The sequence below is a fragment of the Streptomyces sp. CY-1 genome, from assembly GCF_047218265.1.
In the GTDB taxonomy this organism is placed as follows: domain Bacteria; phylum Actinomycetota; class Actinomycetes; order Streptomycetales; family Streptomycetaceae; genus Streptomyces; species Streptomyces niphimycinicus.
The window spans coordinates 7,980,482-7,994,044 of the sequence record NZ_CP178393.1 but is presented as its reverse complement, the minus strand read 5'-3'; the positions used below and the strand labels follow the sequence as shown (position 1 = coordinate 7,994,044).

Sequence of the window (13,563 nt, the reverse complement as noted above, 5' to 3'; positions counted from 1 at the left end):
GATCGTCAGCCTAGCCGTGCGCTCAGTCGCAGCCGCAGCCCGCGGCGGGCGCGGCCGGCAGCGACGGCGGGGCGCCCACCGTCGGCAGGCCCAGCATCACACCCGCGGGCTTCTTCTCCCCGGCCGCGTTCCGCCGCTCCCAGGCGTCTCCGGCGCGGGTGCGCCGCACGCCCCGGGCCGGGCCCTCGGCCAGCAGATGGTGCGGGGCGGCGTAGGTGATGTCGACGGTGACGACGTCGCCGGGGCGCACCGGCTCCTCGGGGCGCGCGAAGTGCACCAGGCGGTTGTCGGCGGCGCGGCCGGAGAGCCGCCGCGTGGCGTCGTCCTTACGGCCTTCGCCCTCGGCGACCAGCACCTCCAGCGTGCGGCCGACCTGCTTCTTGTTCTCCTCCCAGGAGATCTCCTCCTGGAGGGCGACCAGCCGCTCGTAGCGCTCCTGGACGACCGCCTTGGGCACCTGGCCTTCCATCTCGGCGGCGGGCGTCCCGGGCCGCTTGGAGTACTGGAAGGTGAACGCCTGGGCGAAGCGCGCCTCGCGCACCACGTGCAGCGTCTGCTCGAAGTCCTCCTCCGTCTCACCGGGGAAGCCGACGATGATGTCGGTCGAGATGGCGGCGTCCGGCATCGCGGCGCGCACCTTCTCGATGATGCCGAGGTAGCGCTCCTGCCGGTACGAGCGGCGCATCGCCTTGAGCACGGTGTCCGAACCGGACTGCAACGGCATGTGCAACTGCGGCATCACGTTCTCCGTCTCCGCCATGGCGGAGATGACGTCGTCGGTGAAGTCGCGCGGATGCGGCGAGGTGAACCGGACCCGCTCCAGCCCCTCGACCTTCCCGCAGGCGCGCAGCAGCTTGCTGAACGCCTCGCGGTCGCCGATGTCGGAGCCGTACGCGTTCACGTTCTGGCCGAGCAGGGTGATCTCGGTGACGCCCTCGGCGACCAGGGTCTCCACTTCGGCGAGGATGTCGCCGGGGCGGCGGTCCTTCTCCTTGCCGCGCAGCGCCGGGACGATGCAGAAGGTGCAGGTGTTGTTGCAGCCGACCGAGATGGAGACCCACGCGGCGTACGCGGACTCGCGCCGCGTCGGAAGGGTGGAGGGGAAGGCTTCCAGGGACTCGGCGATCTCGACCTGGGCTTCCTCCTGGACCCGGGCGCGCTCCAGCAGCACCGGCAGACTGCCGATGTTGTGGGTGCCGAAGACCACATCGACCCAGGGGGCCTTCTTGACGATGGTGTCGCGGTCCTTCTGGGCCAGACAGCCGCCGACGGCGATCTGCATGCCCGGCCGCCGCGCCTTGATCGGTGCGAGCCGGCCGAGGTTGCCGTAGAGGCGGTTGTCGGCGTTCTCCCGCACCGCGCAGGTGTTGAAGACGACGATGTCCGCCTCGCCCTCACCGGTGCCCTCCGGTGCGCGGACGAAGCCCGCCTCTTCCAGCAGGCCCGAGAGCCGCTCGGAGTCGTGGACATTCATCTGGCACCCGTAGGTGCGGATCTCGTAGCTCTTGGTCGCTTGAACGTCCACTACCGGGCTCCGGTCGCTGCTGATGGTCACGCATCAAGGGTAGGCGCTCACAGAAGCCCCCCTGCCTGGCGGTGGGCCGGACACCCCTCGGCACACTGTGTTCCATGACACGGAACAGCTCCCAGGGCAATATGCTCGACAAGGCAGTGGCGGTTCTCGACTGCTTCCGGCCCGACGGCGGCGCGTTCCGTCTCACAGAACTCTCCGTGCGTACGGGACTGGCCAAGACCACCGTATTCCGGCTCTGCGCCGTTCTGGTCCGGCTCGGCCTGCTCGAACGTGACGCCGAGACCTATCGGCTCGGCGGCGCTCTGTTCGAGCTCGGCTCGCTCGTCCCGCGCCGACGCGACCTGCGGGAGGCCGCGCTGCCGTTTCTCCAGGACCTCTTCGAGGCCACCCACGAGACCGTGCACCTAGGGGTCCGCGAGGGCCGCGAGGTGGTCTATGTCGAGCGCATCCACGGCCACGACGCCCTGCGGCTGCCGTCCCGCATCGGCGGCCGGCTGCCCCTGACCTGCACCGGCGTCGGTAAGGCGCTTCTGGCATTCTCGGGCTCCGAGCTGGTCGAGGACGTCCTGGCCGCGGCTCTGCCCCGACTCACCCCCCACTCGATCATCGATCCGGACCGGCTGCGCACGGCCATCGAGCAGGCCCAGGTCGCGGGTCTGGCCTATGAGGAGGAAGAGGCGGCTTCGGGGGTTAGCTGTATCGCGGCTCCCGTCTTCGACGGTCCTACGGCGGTGGCGGCGCTGTCGGTGGCCGTACCCCGCAGCCGCTTCCGGCCCGCGCAGCTCGCACCGGCGGTCCGGACCGCGGCCCTGGGGCTGTCGAGGGCCCTGCGGTCCGGCACATGAGACCGGATGCCCGGCGGTCCGGCACATGACCGGGTGCCCGGCGGGATCCGCGGCTCGCCCCTCCCCTCCCGGGAGCGGGGCTGGCAGGATCCTCGCCATGGCCGTCACCCTTCCGCGCCTGGACCGGCGCCGTGCCCTTCAGTCCGCCGCCGCGGGCCTCGTCGCCCTGGGGCTGTTGCTGTGGTGGCTGCCGGCAATGGGCGGCGGCCCCTCCCCCAGCGGCCGGGCGACCTTCGCGACCGGGGTCTCCACCGGGGTCTACGACACCTACGGCCGGATGCTCGAGCGGGACCTGGCCCGGGACCTCCCCGATGTCGATGTGCGGCTGGAACAGACCAGAGGGTCCCCGGACAACGTCCAACGGCTGGCCCGGGGCAGGGCCACCTTCGCCATCGCCGCCACCGACGCCGTCGCCGCCTACCGGGGGGAGGGCGCCGGGCGGCTGCGGGCCTGCGCCCGGCTGTACGACGACTACATGCAGCTCGTCGTACCGAGGGGCTCGTCCGTGCGATCGGCCCGCGACCTGAAGCATCTGCGGGTGGGCGTGGGCGACGACGGCTCGGGCGTACAGCTCATCACCCGGGCGCTGATCAAGGCCGCCGGGCTCGACTTCAATCGGGACATCCGGGCCGAGCGGGTCGGCATCGACGTCATGCCGAGGCTGCTGCGGCAGGGCAAGCTCGACGCCTTCTTCTGGTCGGGCGGGCTGCCGACCACCGCGGTGCGCACCCTGGCCCACGCCTACCCGATCCGGCTCGTCCAGCTCGGCGACCTCACCGGGCCGCTGCACCGGCAGGGCGGGGTGACGCGCTACTACCGGGCGGCCACCGTGCCCGCCGACGCGTACGAGGAGATACGCAGGCCCGAACCGGTCAAGACGATCGCCGTACCGAACCTCCTGGTCACCACGGACCGGGTGGACCCCGATCTGGCGGAGGGCGTCACCCGCACGGTGATAGAGAACCGGGACCGCATCGGGGCGAAGGTGCACGCCGCCCAGAAGGTGGACCTGCGGACCGCCGTCTTCACCGACCCGCTCGCCCTCCACAAGGGCGCGGCGCGCTATTACCGGTCGGTCAAGCCGTAGCCGGGCTACGTCCGAGGTCGGCCCAAACGGCCGAGGTCCCACGGGAAGGTCCGGCAGGATCCTCGCCGGTGCGACCCTCTCGCCGCACGTCCTTACGGTCTTCGGCACGTCCTTACGGTCTTCACGTTCTCATCGGGCCCGGCCCCTTCACCTGCTCACTCGGCCCGGTGCGCGGGACGGTAATGGTCACGCGCAGCCCGCGGGGCTCGTTGGGGGCGTAGTCGATCGTGCCCCCGCCCGCCGCGAGCAGAGCGCGGGTGATGGACAGGCCCAGGCCCGAGCCCGAGATGTTCTGGTGGCGGCTGCTGCGCCAGAAGCGGTCGCCGACCCGGGCGAGTTCTTCCTCGGTGAGGCCCGGGCCGCCGTCGGCGACGACGATCGCGACGGTGTCGCCGTCCGTGCGCGCCGAGACCTCCACATGCGCCCCCTCGGGCGTGAACTTCAGGGCGTTGTCGACGACGGCGTCCAGCGCGCTGGACAGGGCCACCGGGTCGGCCCAGCCGGTGATGGCCGCGGGGCCGGTATAGGCGAGCCCGACCTCCTCCCGCTCGGCCACCAGAAGCCAGGCGTCCACCCGATCGGCGGCCAGCTCGGCGATGTCGGTGAGCCGCAGATCGGCTGCGGAGTGCTCGGCCAGGGCGAGGTCGAGCAGATCGTCCAGAACGCTGGCCAGGCGCTTGCCCTCCGCGCGCACCGAGGCGATCTCCTCATGGCCGTCCGGCAGTTCCAGCGCCAGCAGCTCGATGCGCAGCAGCAGCGCGGAGAGGGGATTGCGCAACTGGTGGGAGGCGTCGGCGACGAACGCCCGCTGCTGCTCCAGGACTTGTTCGACGTTGTCGGCCATCTCGTTGAACGAGCGGGCGAGCCGCCGCAGTTCCGGGGGCCCCGAGGCGGCCGCGACCCGTGACTGCATCCGCCCGGTCGAGATGTCGTGGGTCGCGGTGTCCAGGACGCGCACGGGCCGCAGCACCCATCCGGTCAGCCGGACGGCGGCCCCCACGGCCAGCAGCATCGCGGCGCCTTCGCCCGCGCCGATGACCAGCCAGCCGTGCAGAGTCCGCGACCGCATCTGGCCGGTGGGCGAGTCGGTGACGACGACGGCCACCACGTCCCCGTCGCGCACGACGGGGGAGGCGACGGTGAGCCTGCCCCGCTGCCAGGGCCACACCTGGGGCGGATCGTGGCTGCGGCGCCCGGCGAGGGCCTCGTCGAAGGCCCGGGCGCTCTCGCCCGTGTCCGGCAGCCGCCAGTGGCCGGGCGCCTCGGCCATGGGCGGGGCGTCCCGGTCCCGGTAGAAGACCCCGGCCCGGATGCCGTACAGGTCGTGGTAGCGCTTCAGCTCGGCGCGCAGCGTGTCCAGCCGCTCGTCCCCCTCGGCGCCGACCGCTCCCGTAGGCCCGGCGGTGACGAACTGGGCGAGCGCGGCGAAGCGCGCGGTGTCGTCGATCCGGTCGACGACCACCCGCTGCTGCTCCCGGGCGGCCACGCTCCCGGCGAGCGGGAAGCCGAGCGCGAGCAGCACGCCCGCCATAAGGACGATGAGAAGCGGGAGAAGTCGGGTGCGCACCGTAAGGAGCCCCGGTCGCTCAGCCGGCCGGGGCGACGAGGCGGTAGCCCACCCCGCGCACCGTCTCGATCAGGGCGGGCATCCGCAGTTTGGAGCGCAGGGAGGCGACATGGACCTCCAGGGTGCGCCCGGTCCCCTCCCAACTGGTGCGCCAGACCTCGCTGATGATCTGCTCCCGGCGGAAGACGACACCGGGGCGCTGCGCGAGCAGTGCGAGCAGATCGAACTCCTTACGGGTGAGCGAGACGGTCGTGCCGTTGACCGAGACCTGGCGGGTGGGCAGTTCGATGGTCACCGGGCCGAGCCGCAGCGGCGGATGGGGGCCATCCGGGCTCTCGTCGGCGCCATGGCCCGGGTCCTGGGCGGCGGTGCGGCGGCTGACGGCGTGGATGCGGGCGAGCAGCTCCATGGTGTCGTACGGCTTGACCACATAGTCGTCGGCACCGAGGTTGAGCCCGTGTATGCGCGAGCGCACATCAGCGCGCGCGGTCACCATGATCACAGGGGTGGCGGTGCGCTTGCGGATCTTGCCGCACACCTCGAAACCGTCCTGGTCGGGCAGGCCGAGGTCGAGGAGTACGACGCCGAAGGGGGCCCCGGAGTCGGGCAGTAGCGCCTGGAGCGCCTCCTCGCCGCTGCGGGCGTGGGTGATCTCGAAACCGTGCCGGGAGAGGATCGCGGACAGGGCCGCGGCGACGTGGTTGTCGTCCTCGACGAGCAGCAGTCTCACCAGCCCCTCCGCCACCTTCCCGTACCAGCGGAGACGCGCCCCGTACGCGCCCCCGTCACCATGGCTTCGAATACGGCCACGAACATGGCCACAGGGCATCCACCCTGATCGAGGGGCACCCGTCAAGACGCATTCGGTCACACACCGGTTTCCGTTATGCAGCCGGTACGGCCCGCGTCGTCTCGTTCACGCAGCGTGTCATGCCGCAGCCATATCGTTATCCTCAATTTCAGCTCAGATGTAATGACGCTGGTCGCGGCCGGTCACTACTGTCCTCCCAACCGAGGAGGACGGAGCGAGACGCCGATGAGCGAAGTATCGGTGACCAAGGACGCCGCACCGGTGGCGGACGCGTTGGTTGCGCTGTCAGGGGTCAACAAGCACTTCGGCGCGCTGCATGTGCTCCAGGACATCGACCTGACCATCAGCCGGGGCGAAGTGGTCGTCGTCATCGGGCCGTCCGGGTCCGGGAAGTCGACGCTGTGCCGCACGGTCAACCGGCTGGAGACGATCGACGCCGGATCCATCACGATCGACGGCAAGCCGCTGCCCCAGGAGGGCAGGGAGCTCGCCCGGCTGCGCGCCGACGTCGGCATGGTCTTCCAGTCCTTCAACCTCTTCGCGCACAAGACGGTGCTCGAGAACGTGATGCTGGGCCAGGTCAAGGTCCGTAAGACGGACAAGAAGGCCGCCGAGGAGAAGGCCCGCACGCTGCTCGACCGGGTGGGCGTCGGCGCCCAGGCGGACAAGTACCCCGCCCAGCTCTCCGGCGGCCAGCAGCAGCGCGTGGCGATCGCGCGCGCCCTGGCCATGGACCCGAAGGTGATGCTCTTCGACGAGCCGACCTCGGCGCTGGACCCGGAGATGATCAACGAGGTGCTGGAGGTCATGCAGCAGCTCGCCAGGGACGGCATGACGATGGTCGTCGTCACCCACGAGATGGGCTTCGCCCGCTCCGCCGCGAACCGGGTGGTCTTCATGGCCGACGGCCGGATCGTCGAAGAGGCCGAGCCGGAGCAGTTCTTCAGCAACCCGCGCAGCGACCGGGCCAAGGACTTCCTGTCGAAGATCCTTCACCACTGAGTCCGCGCCGGCCCGGCAGACCGCCGGCACGTTCGCCACTGCGTATCTGGACCACTGGACCACGTACTGAACACAGAGGGATGGGCACCATGAGGATTCGTAAGACGGCCGCGGCGGCCACGGTGGTTCTCGCGCTGGCCGCGACGGCGACCGCCTGTGGCGGCGAGAAGGGCACCGCCGGGGACAAGCCGAAGGGCGGCGAGGTCTACAGCGGCGACTACACGGTCGCGAAGGACGTGAAGATCGACTCACCGACCCTGAAGGCGGCGCAGAAGCGCGGCAAGATCGTCATCGGCGCCAAGGCCGACCAGCCCTTCCTCGGCTTCCAGGACACCGAGGGCAAGCGCTCCGGCTTCGACATCGAGATCGCCAAGATGGTCGCCGCCGACCTCGGCTTCTCCGCGGACAAGATCACCTTCAAGACGGTGGACTCCAACGTCCGCGAGACCTCGATCTCCAAGGGCCAGGTCGACTACTACGTCGGCACCTACACCATCAACGACGAGCGCAAGAAGCAGGTCGGCTTCGCGGGCCCGTACTACCAGGCCGGTGCCGACCTCCTGGTCCGCATGGAGGACAAGGGCAAGATCACCGGCCCGGACAGCATCAAGGGCAAGAAGGTCTGCTCGATCGTCGGCTCCACCCCGCTCCAGGAGATCAAGAAGCCGAAGTACGGCGCCAAGACCACCGAGCTGAGCAAGTACTCGCTCTGCGTCAAGCAGCTCCTCGACGGCCAGGTCGACGCGGTCACCACCGACGACGCGATCCTCAAGGGTTACGCCGCCCAGCGCTCCACCAAGCTGCACGTGGTCGGCAAGCCGTTCACCGAGGAGCCGTACGGCATCGGCATGAACAAGAACGACAAGGCCCTCCGCGACGCGATCAGCGACTCGCTCGAGAAGCACATCAAGAACGGCGACTACAAGAAGGCGTACGAAGGCACGCTCGGCAAGTCCGGCTCCTCCTACGTCGCCCCGAAGACCCCCCTGCCCCGCTACTGAGCAGGATTCCCCGTTCGCCTGGAAGCCGGTGCGCTCCGCACGCCGCTGACCTGACCGCTACCGCGGAGAATCGATGAACGTACTCCTCGATCATTTGCCCCAGTTCCGTGAGGGGTTCCTGGGAACCCTCTCCATCACGGCGGCCAGTGCGGCGCTGGCTCTCGTCCTGGGCATTGTCATAGCCGGCTTCCGGGTGTCGCCCATACCGCCGCTGCGCGCCTTCGGGACGGCGTGGGTCACCCTGCTGCGCAACACCCCGCTGACCCTGCTGTTCCTGATCTCGTTCTTCGTGATCCCGCAGATCTTCTTCCCCGGAACGAGCCCGTTCGTTCTCGCCATGGGGGCGCTGGGCTGCTACACGTCGTCCTTCGTCTGCGAGGCCGTGCGGTCCGGTATCAACACCGTGCCGCTCGGCCAGGCGGAGGCCGCCCGCAGCCTGGGGATGACCTTCTTCCAGACCCTGCGGCTGATCGTGCTCCCCCAGGCCACCCGGTCCGTGATTCCCCCCATGAGCAGCATCTTCATCGCGCTCACCAAGAACTCGGCCATCGCCGGGGCGTTCAGCAACACCGAGCTGTTCAATGTCTCGAAGCTGCTGAGCGACAAGGGCTTCGCGATCGGCTGGATCTTCCTGTGGATCGCGCTGTGCTACCTGGTCATCACCTTCGCCATCAGCGGTCTCTTCCGACTGCTGGAGAGCCGCCTGGAGGTGGCCCGATGAGCTCGAGCGTCCTGTACGACGCCCCAGGCCCCAAGGCCCGCGTCCGGAACCGCATCTACTCCGTCGTCGGCGGCCTGGCCGTCCTCGGGCTGATCGTCTTCGCCGTGGTGCGGCTGAACGACAAGGGTCAGTTCGCGCCCGAGATGTGGGACATCTTCAACTACGCGGGCGTACGGAACAGCATCCGCGACGGTGTGATCACCACCCTGAAGGTGTTCGCGGTCGCGGCGGTCCTCTCGCTGGCCCTCGGCGTCCTGCTCGCCGTCGGCCGGCTCTCGGACCACAAGGCCGTCCGCTGGTTCGCGACCGGCTTCATCGAGCTGTTCCGGGCCGTCCCGCTGCTGATCACCATCTACGTGCTGTGGGTGCTCTTCCTGACCTACCGGTCGGACCTGGGCCTCAGCGGTGACAACACGGGCTTCTGGGCGCTGGTCATCGGCCTGACCGTCTACAACGGCTCGGTCCAGGCCGAGGTGCTGCGGGCGGGCATCAACTCGGTGCCCAGGGGCCAGAGCGAGGCCGCCTACGCCCTGGGCATGCGCAAGACCCAGGTCATGATGACGGTCCTGGTGCCGCAGGCCGTACGGGCGATGCTGCCGACCATCATCAGCCAGCTCGTGGTGACGCTGAAGGACACCTCCCTCGGCTATGTCATCACCTACCAGGAGCTGCTGTTCCAGCTTCAGCAACTGGCCGGGAACATCGTCGTCAACGACGACAACCCCTACGTTCCGGTGATCATCGTCGGCGGCGCCATCTACATCGCGATGTGTCTGGCCCTCTCCGCCCTCGCCACCTGGATCGAGCGGCGCGGCCGGCGCGCCAAGACCGGCATCCGGGTCGCGGACGCGGGCCAGCCGCTGGCGGCCGCCGACGCGCTCGACGTCGTCGACCAGTCCGCGGTCGCCGCCCCGGACGCGCCCACCGGCAAGACGAACTGAGGGGCCGTCCGGACGACCGTCCCGGGTGCTGGGCGGACGACCGTCCGGGGGGCCGGGCGGATGAGCGAAACCCTTACCAGGGCGGTGGCGCACGCGCCACCGCCCTTCGTCGCTTGACGCGGGCAGCGGCAGTGGGTTGCATGCTTTCTGTGATCGCTCACCGGGTTTCAACTGCCAATTTCCGTACGTCACGTACGACCCGCAGGGCCACAGGAACCGCACCGTGGACCCGGTGATCGTCGCCGGGGCGGGCCCGGTCGGCCTCACCCTGGCCCTCGCCCTGGCGCGCCTCGAGGTACCCGTCATCCTGCTGGACGAGTCCACGGGCGGTGAGGAGAGCCGGCTGGCCCGCACCGTCGTGCTGCGCCCGGACGCCGCCGCCCTGCTGGAGCGGCTCGGCTGCCGGGTCACCGCCCGGACGCGGCCATGGACCGGATGGCGCACCATGCGGCGGCGGCAGCTCGTACGGCAGGTGGCCCTCACGCCGGGCAGCCTCTTCGGCGGCGAGCGCGGGACCGGCGGTCCCTTCGGCGGCGAGCGTGGCGCCGGCGGCTGGGACGGCGGCCTTACGGAGACCATGGACTCCCCCGGCGCTGACGGGCCGGAGGACGAGGCGGCACCGGGGCCGACGGCCTCACCGGTGCATCTGCCCCAGCATGAACTCACCCGGGCGCTGCGGGGCTCGCTGGCCGCCATCGGCGACGAGGACCTCGTCCGCATCGTCTCCGGAAGCCGGATCGACAGCCTGGAGCAGGACGACCACGGGGTCGGGGTGCGCACCCGTGGCGCCCAGGGCACCTGGTGGCGGGGCAGCTATCTGGTGGGCTGCGACGGGCCGCGGTCCACCGTCCGCAAGCTCCTGGGCGTGCGCTTCCCGGGCCGTACGGCGGTGGAACGGCACGCCGTCGCGGCGCTGCGCGCCGAACTCCCCTGGCCCGGCGAGGCCGTGCTGCACCGCTCCCCGCCCTGGCGCAGCATCGACGCGGAGGTGACCGCCCGGCCGCTGCCGCACAGCCTGTGGCGGGTCGACTGGCTGCTGCCGCCCGGCCGCGATCTCGTCACCCCTGATGCCCTGCTGGTGCGGGTGCGCGACACCCTCACGGGGTGGTGCGGGGATTCCGAGCCCCCCTATGAGCTGCTGGACACCGGCGTGCACACCGTGCACCACCGGCTCGCGCTGCGCTGGCGCGTGGGGCGGGCCTTCCTGGCCGGGGACGCCGCCCATCTGCTGGGCGCGCTCGGCACCCAGGGGCTCGAAGAGGGGCTGCGGGACGTCGACAACCTCGCCTGGAAGCTGTCCCTGGCCTGGCACCACGGGGCCTCGGAGGCGCTGCTGGACAGCTATCAGGCGGAGCGGCGCGGAGCCGTGGGGGCCCGGCTGCGCGCCGCGGACCAGGCACTGCCGCTGGTACGGGCGGCCGGCGGCTGGCACGCGGTGCGGCGCACCGTGCGGCCCGGCGGGGCGCGCGGGCACGACGCGCTGCTCACCGACGGCCATCTCGGACAGGGTCCGCTGGGCGCGCCGCCGGTCTACGACCGTTCGCCGCTGGCCCCGGCGGCGGCGCCGGATGGCTCGATCACGGTGGGCACGCCGCCCGGGGCGCCGGTCGCCGATGTGCCGGTGACCGCACCGGACGGCTCGGTCGTACGGCTGCGGGAACGGCTCGGCCGGGAGCTGCTGGTGGTGCTGGTCGCCCCCGGCACCGGGGTGTGGGACCGCCGCCACTGGATGCGCGCCGGGCTGATGCCGAGGCTGGCGGCGGCCGCCGCGGCGCTGCCCATGCGCACCGAGCTGCTGGTCGCCGAGGCGTATCCGGGCGCCCCGGCGCACACCGTGCTGCTGGTGCGGCCGGACGGCCATCTCGCCGCAGCGCTGTCGGGGGTGCGGCCGAGCGCGCTGTACGCGTGCGCGGACGCGGCCCGGGGCGGGAACGCGGCCAGGGGCGTACCGGCGGAGGCGAGCGCGCGGCGGTAGCGCGGGCTCGAACAGCGAGACCGCGCCGGGGTCGCGCTCGGGCGTGCGGCGGTTTCCGCGCGCCCGGCCCGTGTTCGGGCGTGCGGTCGGCGTCCGGGCGTGCGGTCCGTGTCAGGGCGTGCGTGGTCCGGGCGCGAGCCGGTGAGGTTGACCTTTCTTTCCGGCACATGATTCACTTCGCAGCGTGACTGACACCTGCTTGCCTCGCTTCTGGCGGAGGGTCCATCTGGACCTGGTCCGCTACGCGGGCTGTGTCTGTCGTCCGTCCTGTTGATCCGCCTTTCTTTCCCGCGCGGTGCGGCCGCGCCCCTTTCGCGATCACTCAGGACGGTTCTCTGTGCCCGACGTACGCACTTCCACCCCCGGTCCCGTGCGCCCCTCCACGGACGTCATCACGGACCCGGCATCCGGCCCGGCCGCTCCGCCCAGCGCCACGGAGCTGCTCGACTTCGCCCGCCGGACCGCCGCCGACGCCGAGCTCGTCGCCTCGCTGCCGCTCGACCCGGAAGGCCGCACCTGGCTGCGCCTCGACGGGCCAGGCGGCAGCGAAGCCTGGCTGATCGGCTGGCCTCCGGGCACCGGCACCGGCTGGCACGACCACGGCGGCTCCCATGGCGCCTTCGTCGCGGCGGCGGGTGAGCTCAACGAGCAGTCACTCGCCGCGCGTCTCCCAACCGAGGGCTGGAAGACCCTTGAGCTGGCCGACGATGTGGACCGTGAGCGGCGGCTGCCCGCCGGGCAGGGCCGGGCCTTTGGACCGCATCATGTGCATGAGGTGATCAACCCGTCCGACACCGAGCATGCGGTATCGGTGCACGCCTACTATCCGCCGCTGCCGCTCATGCGGCGCTACAGCCGCACCGGTCATACGCTGCGGCTGGAGCAGGTCGAGCGGCCCGAGGAGTGGGGATAAACGCGATGGGCACGACCAAGCGGAGCGTGGACGAGCTGCTGGCCGAGGCCCGCGAGGGGCTCGACCGGCTGGAGCCGCTCGATGCCGCGGCGGCGCAGGTTCAGGGCGCGCTGCTGGTGGACATACGGTACGCGGCGCTGCGGGAGCGCGACGGCACCATCCCGGGGGCGCTGATCGTCGAGCGGAACGAGCTGGAGTGGCGGCTCGACCCGCAGTGCGACCACCGGCTGCCCGAGGCCACCCATCACGATCTGCGGGTCGTGGTGGTGTGCAACGAGGGCTACGCGTCCAGCTTCGCCGCGGTCTCGCTGCGTCAACTGGGCCTGGAGCGGGCGACCGACCTCATCGGCGGCTTCCAGGCGTGGCGCGCGGCGGGCCTCCCGGTGCACTAGTGCCACCGGGCTCGGGGACCGCGCGGTACAACGCCGCTCGGGACACGCGTCTCAAGGGTCGCGTGTCTCCCGCACGGCCGGACATCGCTCTTTCTCGGTAACCGGCTTCGCCGGATTGACCCGAGCCCCCTCGCAGCCCCGCCGCGACGGAGCCGCTGGGGCTCAGAGGTCAGGGATGTGTTGCTCCAGGAGCTCCGGGTCCTCTCCCTCCTCCTCCAGCGCACGCCGCACCACCCGCAGCGCCAGCCCCTCGGAGTAGCCCTTGCGGGCCAGCATCCCGGCGAGACGGCGGATCCGCTTATCCCGGTCGAGGCCACGGGTGGCCCTCAGCTTGCGCTCGACCAGCTCCTGCGCCGTGCGCTCCTCCTGATCGGCGTCGAGCTGTCCCACGGCGTCGTCGATCAGGGCGGAGTCCACGCCCTTGGTGCGCAGCTCACGGGCGAGCGCCCGCCGGGCGAGCCCCCGGCTGTGGTGCCGGGACTCCACCCATGCCTCGGCGAACGCCGCGTCGTCGATCAGGCCGACGCCCTCGAACCGGGAGAGCACCTCCTGCGCCGCGTCATCGGGAATGCCCCGGGTGCGCAGCGCGTCCGCGAGCTGCTTACGGGTGCGCGGGGTCCCGGTGAGCAGGCGCAGGCAGATCGCCCGCGCCTGCTCCTCCGGGCCGGGCGGCGGCCCCTGCTCGGCCCTCGGCAAGGAGGGGGCGCCGCTGTCCGGACGGTCCGGGCGCTCCGGACGGCCCGAGCCCTCCGGCCATTCGGTCCGCCGTGTCAT

The 13,563-nt window shown here is 71.3% G+C and carries 14 protein-coding genes; 10 read left to right on the top strand and 4 right to left on the bottom strand.

The window, feature by feature from the left end:
• Positions 1–22 precede the first annotated feature (22 nt).
• On the bottom strand, positions 23–1,474 hold the full coding sequence (gene miaB, locus ACK1X7_RS34405; RefSeq protein ID WP_390792872.1) for a tRNA (N6-isopentenyl adenosine(37)-C2)-methylthiotransferase MiaB: 1,452 nt from the start codon (positions 1,472–1,474) through the stop codon (positions 23–25).
• A gap of 182 nt (positions 1,475–1,656) precedes the next feature.
• On the opposite strand from miaB, the gene ACK1X7_RS34400 reads away from it, so the two are divergent.
• Both ACK1X7_RS34400 and ACK1X7_RS34395 read left to right on the top strand, forming a co-directional pair.
• Positions 1,657–2,379 carry an IclR family transcriptional regulator gene (locus tag ACK1X7_RS34400; protein ID WP_413116928.1) on the top strand — a complete coding sequence of 241 codons (723 nt, stop codon included), beginning with the start codon at positions 1,657–1,659 and terminating at the stop codon, positions 2,377–2,379.
• A 97-nt stretch (positions 2,380–2,476) separates the two neighbouring features.
• The gene (locus ACK1X7_RS34395; RefSeq protein WP_385149348.1) at positions 2,477–3,466 is read left to right on the top strand and encodes a TAXI family TRAP transporter solute-binding subunit; all 990 of its coding nucleotides are present in this window, start codon (positions 2,477–2,479) and stop codon (positions 3,464–3,466) included.
• Between the two features lie 121 nt (positions 3,467–3,587).
• On the opposite strand, the gene ACK1X7_RS34390 is transcribed toward ACK1X7_RS34395, so the two are convergent.
• The gene (locus ACK1X7_RS34390; RefSeq protein WP_398159935.1) at positions 3,588–5,033 is read right to left on the bottom strand and encodes a sensor histidine kinase; all 1,446 of its coding nucleotides are present in this window, start codon (positions 5,031–5,033) and stop codon (positions 3,588–3,590) included.
• 19 nt (positions 5,034–5,052) lie between these two features.
• Entirely contained in the window at positions 5,053–5,763 is a 711-nt protein-coding gene (locus tag ACK1X7_RS34385; protein ID WP_385149355.1) for a response regulator transcription factor, read from the bottom strand.
• 306 nt (positions 5,764–6,069) lie between these two features.
• On the opposite strand from ACK1X7_RS34385, the gene ACK1X7_RS34380 reads away from it, so the two are divergent.
• From ACK1X7_RS34380 to ACK1X7_RS34345, 8 genes are all read left to right on the top strand, one after another.
• Entirely contained in the window at positions 6,070–6,846 is a 777-nt protein-coding gene (locus ACK1X7_RS34380) for an amino acid ABC transporter ATP-binding protein (RefSeq protein ID WP_216346816.1), read from the top strand.
• Between the two features lie 89 nt (positions 6,847–6,935).
• Positions 6,936–7,847, top strand: a complete 912-nt coding sequence (locus ACK1X7_RS34375; RefSeq protein WP_382959837.1) for a glutamate ABC transporter substrate-binding protein — start codon at positions 6,936–6,938, stop codon at positions 7,845–7,847.
• Positions 7,848–7,920: 73 nt separating this feature from the next.
• Complete coding sequence (locus ACK1X7_RS34370) at positions 7,921–8,568, top strand: amino acid ABC transporter permease (protein WP_385149359.1); 648 nt, start codon at positions 7,921–7,923, stop codon at positions 8,566–8,568.
• The gene (locus ACK1X7_RS34365) at positions 8,565–9,509 is read left to right on the top strand and encodes an amino acid ABC transporter permease (protein WP_385149362.1); all 945 of its coding nucleotides are present in this window, start codon (positions 8,565–8,567) and stop codon (positions 9,507–9,509) included. Before ACK1X7_RS34370 ends, ACK1X7_RS34365 begins: the two co-directional genes overlap by 4 nt.
• A 223-nt stretch (positions 9,510–9,732) precedes the next feature.
• Positions 9,733–11,484 (top strand): FAD-dependent monooxygenase, encoded by a 1,752-nt coding sequence (locus ACK1X7_RS34360; protein WP_385149365.1) that lies wholly within the window; start codon positions 9,733–9,735, stop codon positions 11,482–11,484.
• 184 nt (positions 11,485–11,668) lie between these two features.
• Positions 11,669–11,758: a putative leader peptide gene (locus tag ACK1X7_RS34355; RefSeq protein ID WP_309471148.1), complete on the top strand. Its 90-nt coding sequence runs from the start codon at positions 11,669–11,671 to the stop codon at positions 11,756–11,758.
• Positions 11,759–11,854: 96 nt separating this feature from the next.
• Positions 11,855–12,397 (top strand): cysteine dioxygenase, encoded by a 543-nt coding sequence (locus ACK1X7_RS34350; RefSeq protein ID WP_385149368.1) that lies wholly within the window; start codon positions 11,855–11,857, stop codon positions 12,395–12,397.
• Positions 12,398–12,402: 5 nt separating this feature from the next.
• Positions 12,403–12,789, top strand: coding sequence for a rhodanese-like domain-containing protein (locus ACK1X7_RS34345; RefSeq protein ID WP_385149371.1), 387 nt, complete (start codon positions 12,403–12,405; stop codon positions 12,787–12,789).
• Positions 12,790–12,951: 162 nt separating this feature from the next.
• Here ACK1X7_RS34345 and recX read toward each other — a convergent pair whose 3' ends face one another.
• Positions 12,952–13,563: a recombination regulator RecX gene (gene recX, locus ACK1X7_RS34340; protein ID WP_390792716.1), complete on the bottom strand. Its 612-nt coding sequence runs from the start codon at positions 13,561–13,563 to the stop codon at positions 12,952–12,954.

Excerpts from the sequence above, each read along its gene's own strand:
- miaB (WP_390792872.1), bottom strand. The coding sequence starts at position 1,474 with ATGAATGTCCACGACTCCGAGCGGCTCTCGGGCCTGCTGGAAGAGGCG.
- ACK1X7_RS34400 (WP_413116928.1), top strand. The coding sequence starts at position 1,657 with ATGCTCGACAAGGCAGTGGCGGTTCTCGACTGCTTCCGGCCCGACGGC.
- ACK1X7_RS34395 (WP_385149348.1), top strand. The coding sequence starts at position 2,477 with ATGGCCGTCACCCTTCCGCGCCTGGACCGGCGCCGTGCCCTTCAGTCC.
- ACK1X7_RS34380 (WP_216346816.1), top strand. The coding sequence starts at position 6,070 with ATGAGCGAAGTATCGGTGACCAAGGACGCCGCACCGGTGGCGGACGCG.
- ACK1X7_RS34375 (WP_382959837.1), top strand. The coding sequence starts at position 6,936 with ATGAGGATTCGTAAGACGGCCGCGGCGGCCACGGTGGTTCTCGCGCTG.
- ACK1X7_RS34370 (WP_385149359.1), top strand. The coding sequence starts at position 7,921 with ATGAACGTACTCCTCGATCATTTGCCCCAGTTCCGTGAGGGGTTCCTG.
- ACK1X7_RS34365 (WP_385149362.1), top strand. The coding sequence starts at position 8,565 with ATGAGCTCGAGCGTCCTGTACGACGCCCCAGGCCCCAAGGCCCGCGTC.
- ACK1X7_RS34345 (WP_385149371.1), top strand. The coding sequence starts at position 12,403 with ATGGGCACGACCAAGCGGAGCGTGGACGAGCTGCTGGCCGAGGCCCGC.
- recX (WP_390792716.1), bottom strand. The coding sequence starts at position 13,563 with ATGACACGGCGGACCGAATGGCCGGAGGGCTCGGGCCGTCCGGAGCGC.